Raw genomic sequence first — 3,897 nt, 5'->3', positions numbered from 1 at the left:
TAGTCGATGATCGGCTTGCGCTGCGGCACCGGCAAACCCACCAGCGTGCGATGGGCCACGTACCAGGCGCCGGCGCCCAGTGGCAGGTTGATCAGGAACACCCAGCGCCATGACAGGTACTCGGTCATGTAGCCGCCCAATACCGGCCCGGCCACGCTGGCCACGGCGTACATGCTGCTGAAGTAGCCCTGGTAGCGCCCGCGTTCACGGGGCGGGATGATGTCACCGATGATCGCCTGGCTCACCGAGATCATCCCGCCGGCGCCGATGCCCTGAAGGATCCGCGCCAGCACCAGTTGCTCCATGCTTTGCGCCATGCCGCAGAACAGCGACGCCAACGTGAACAGGCCCATGCCGATCAGCATCATCGGTCGCCGCCCATACAGGTCGCCGAGCTTGCCGTAGATCGGCACCGCCACCGTCATCGCCACCATGTAGCCGGAGATCACCCAGGCCAGCAGGTTTACATCGTGAAATTGCGCCGAGATGGCCGGCATGGACACGGCGACGATGGTCTGGTCCAGGGCACCGAGGAAGATCGCCATCATCAAGGCAGCCAGCACACTGCGTACGGCGGGAACGGGTTGGGCGGGCTGATTCAGGTTAGTCACGGCAGAACCTTTCGAGCAGGGCCCACGGGTAAGGAAGGGCCCGCGGGAATGCTCGACATCTTACTCGATAGCAGGCTATTCGATAGCCTCGTAAGGAAGTCCGACGTAATTTTCTGCAATGGTTTTACGACCGGCCTCCGAGTGGATGAAGTACTCAAGCTCGCTCTCGGCAATGCGCTGGCTGAAGCCGTCCGCTTGTGGGAATTGATGCAGCATCGAGGTCATCCACCAGGAGAACCGCTCGGCCTTCCACACGCGGCGCAGGCAGATGGCGGAGTACTTTTCCAGCAAGTCCACCCGTCCCTCGCGGTACACCTTGAACAGGATCCGATACAGCGTGCTCACATCACTGGCCGCCAGGTTCAGCCCCTTGGCGCCGGTGGGCGGTACGATGTGCGCCGCATCGCCAAGCAGGAACAGGCGCCCGTACTGCATCGGCTCCACCACGAAGCTGCGCAGCGGCGCGATACTTTTCTCGATCGATGGTCCTGTGACCAACCGCTGCGCCAGCTCGCCCGGCAGGCGGGTTTTCAGTTCCTCCCAGAAGCGCTCATCCGACCACTCATCCAAGGGCTCTTCCACCGGCACTTGCAGGTAATACCGGCTGCGCGTCGGCGAGCGCATGCTGCATAAGGCAAAGCCACGCGAGTGTTTGGCGTATACCAGTTCCGGGTGCACGGGCGGTGTATCGGCCAGGATGCCTAGCCAGCCAAAGGGATAGACCCGCTCGAACACCTCCAGCGACTCGGCAGGAATCGACTGACGCGCCACCCCGTGGAAACCGTCGCAACCGGCGATGTAGTCGCACTCCAGGCGATACGTCTCGCCTTCGTGCTCGAAGGTGAGCCAGGGTCGATCACTGTTGAGGTCGTGGGGCTGCACGTTGTGCGCTTCATACAGGGTGCTGGCGCCAGCGGCTTCACGGGCGGCCATCAGGTCGCGGGTGACTTCGGTCTGGCCGTAGACCATCACCGACTGCCCGCACGTCAGCGCCTTGAGGTCGATGTGGGTGAGCCTGCCATTGAGCGCCAGTTCAAAACCGTCATGCACAAGGCCCTCGGCGTCCATGCGCTGGCTCACGCCTGCCTCGCGCAACAGGTCGACCATGCCTTGTTCCAGCACCCCGGCACGGATGCGACCTTTCACATAATCGGCGCGCTGACGCTCAAGAATAAGGGTCTGGATACCGGCGTTGTGCAGCAGTTGGCCGAGCAGCAATCCCGAAGGACCGGCGCCAATAATGGCGACTTGGGTTTTCAGCGTTTTCATTATTTTTATGGCCCGCAAGCTTCACCGAACGGATTGGGTGAAAGAGTTGTCATTGATCTGGTTGCTGGCATTTTTCACTTGAGTGGCCGGCATAAGAAGGTGAAAACTGAGACAAAGCCTGCGCTTTTTGCCAATCGGGGCGATTACCGCACCACTATCCTGAGTATCGGATTGAAACCATGACCAAAACTGCCAGTTCCGCGATTCCGGTCTTCAAGCTGTACGGGGAAAGCCAGCAATGGCCAACACCGGATTTGTTGCACTGTGAAACCATTTCCCGGCGGAGTCGGGAATACCAGTGGGAAATCCAGCCCCACCGGCACGCGGATCTGTGCCAGTTGCTGTACGTCCACAAGGGTCACGCGCAGTTGGAAATCGAAGGCCAGCGCACCACGCTCAACGAAGCCACGCTGCAGGTGCTGCCACCGTTGTGTGTGCATGGGTTTCGTTTTTCGGAGAATGTCGAAGGCTACGTGGTAACGCTGGCTGCACCGCTGGTGAGCCACTTGCAGGCGCAACTGGGGGCCACCGTCGACGGTTTACAGGCCCTGGGCAGTTACCCTGCCGGCAAGGACAGTGACTACCTCAACGCCCAGTTCGCCCGCCTGCAGGACGAATACGCCGATGAGCAACCGGCGCGGGACATGATGATGCACGCCCTGGTCAGCGTGCTGCTGGTGTGGATCAGCCGCCAGGCCATCCAGCGCCGCCATCCCCGCACACCACGCGGCCGTGAATACTTCCGGCGCTTTACCCAGTTGGTCGAACAGCATTATCGCGAACACCCGAAGATCGAAGACCTGGCCCATAAACTGGGCATCTCGGTCTCGCACCTCAACGGTACGTGTCGGGAATTGGGAGGGCAGCCTGCGCTGCAGATCATGCATGACCGCCAGTTGCTGGAAGCCAAGCGCCTGCTGACTTACACCAGCATGACCATCAACGAGATGTCGGAAGTGCTGGGGTTTTCCGACCCCACCAACTTCTCACGGCTGTTCCGCCGACGGGTCGGGTTCTCGCCCAAGGCCTTTCGCGAACAGCTCAAGGCCGAAACCAGCCCCGCCCTGTAGGAGCCGGGTCAGCGCAGCGCGCTGAAGCTGCCGGTATGGGGAACGCATTGGTCCTGATGGCAACTGATCGCAAAACTCGGCGGTTGCATGCGCGTTTGCTCTACCCGGTAGGCGGCGGTGCCATACAGCGCAGTCGCCAGGGCGCACAGGATGAAAATCATCAGGTACTTTCTGATTTTTAGCGTCATGGCACAGACCTCAGCACAGGTATGAACAGTGCTGTTTAAAGCATAGGTCAGCCGGGGCGAGTTGCCATTATTGGACGCTATTCAACCGGTTTATGTCGCCTTAGAGGCCAACGTCCCACGCCGGCTCCTCCGGAAACCTCACCACCAGGAAATCCAGCAGGCTGCGCAGCGCCTGGGGCATGTGTTTGCGCGAGGCGTACACCGCGTAGATGTTCATCTGCTGCGGCTCGGCGTCGGGCAACAAGCGAACCAATTCGCCGCTGCGGATGTAATCCCCGGCCTGATAGCTCGGCAACCGTGACACCCCCGCCCCCGCCAAGGTCACTCGCAACAGCGTCGTGGCCTCGTTGGCGCTGATAGTGCCCTGCACCGCCACGGACACCGGCTCGCCGTTCTCGGTGAAATGCCAGAGGCTTTTGCCGAAGTAGGAGTGGGTCAGGCAATTGTGCTCCGCCAGGTCACGCACCTGCCGGGGTTGCGGGTGCTCCAGCAGGTAAGCGGGCGACGCGCAGATCACCGAACGGCACAGGGTGAGCTTGCGCGCGATCAGGTTGGGGTCCAGTTCGAAACTGGTGCGGATGGCCAGGTCGATGCGTTCGTCCACCAGGTTCACCGTGCGGTCGAGCATCTGCATGTCGATGCTCACCAGCGGGTAGAGCTTGACGTACTCGGCCACCGCATCGGCCAACTGCGCCTGGCCGAACGAGCTGCTCACACTCAAGCGCAACTGACCGCGTGGGGCTTCATCGGGCTCGGTGA

5 protein-coding genes are annotated in these 3,897 nt (G+C 61.4%); 1 reads left to right on the top strand and 4 read right to left on the bottom strand.

Translation table 11 applies throughout. The features are described from left to right. On the bottom strand, nt 1–548 hold a 548-nt coding region (locus HX803_RS32195; protein ID WP_372339958.1), incomplete at its 3' end, for an MFS transporter. A gap of 138 nt (nt 549–686) precedes the next feature. Next, entirely contained in the window at nt 687–1,871 is a 1,185-nt protein-coding gene (pobA, locus tag HX803_RS32190; RefSeq protein WP_178926087.1) for a 4-hydroxybenzoate 3-monooxygenase, read from the bottom strand. A gap of 188 nt (nt 1,872–2,059) precedes the next feature. On the opposite strand from pobA, the gene HX803_RS32185 reads away from it, so the two are divergent. Then, on the top strand, nt 2,060–2,950 hold the full coding sequence (locus tag HX803_RS32185; protein WP_178926085.1) for a helix-turn-helix domain-containing protein: 891 nt from the start codon (nt 2,060–2,062) through the stop codon (nt 2,948–2,950). 8 nt (nt 2,951–2,958) lie between these two features. Here the strand turns inward: HX803_RS32185 and HX803_RS32180 are convergent, their stop codons facing one another. After that, the gene (locus HX803_RS32180) at nt 2,959–3,138 is read right to left on the bottom strand and encodes a hypothetical protein (protein ID WP_176995297.1); all 180 of its coding nucleotides are present in this window, start codon (nt 3,136–3,138) and stop codon (nt 2,959–2,961) included. 100 nt (nt 3,139–3,238) lie between these two features. After that, nucleotides 3,239–3,897, bottom strand: a 659-nt coding sequence (locus HX803_RS32175) for a substrate binding domain-containing protein (RefSeq protein WP_178926084.1), incomplete at its 5' end; no start/stop codon positions are given.

The organism is Pseudomonas sp. P7548 (assembly GCF_013386585.1).
Taxonomy (GTDB): Bacteria; Pseudomonadota; Gammaproteobacteria; order Pseudomonadales; family Pseudomonadaceae; genus Aquipseudomonas.
Note: the sequence above shows the minus strand (reverse complement) of the source record. Positions and strands in the feature narration are given on the sequence as shown.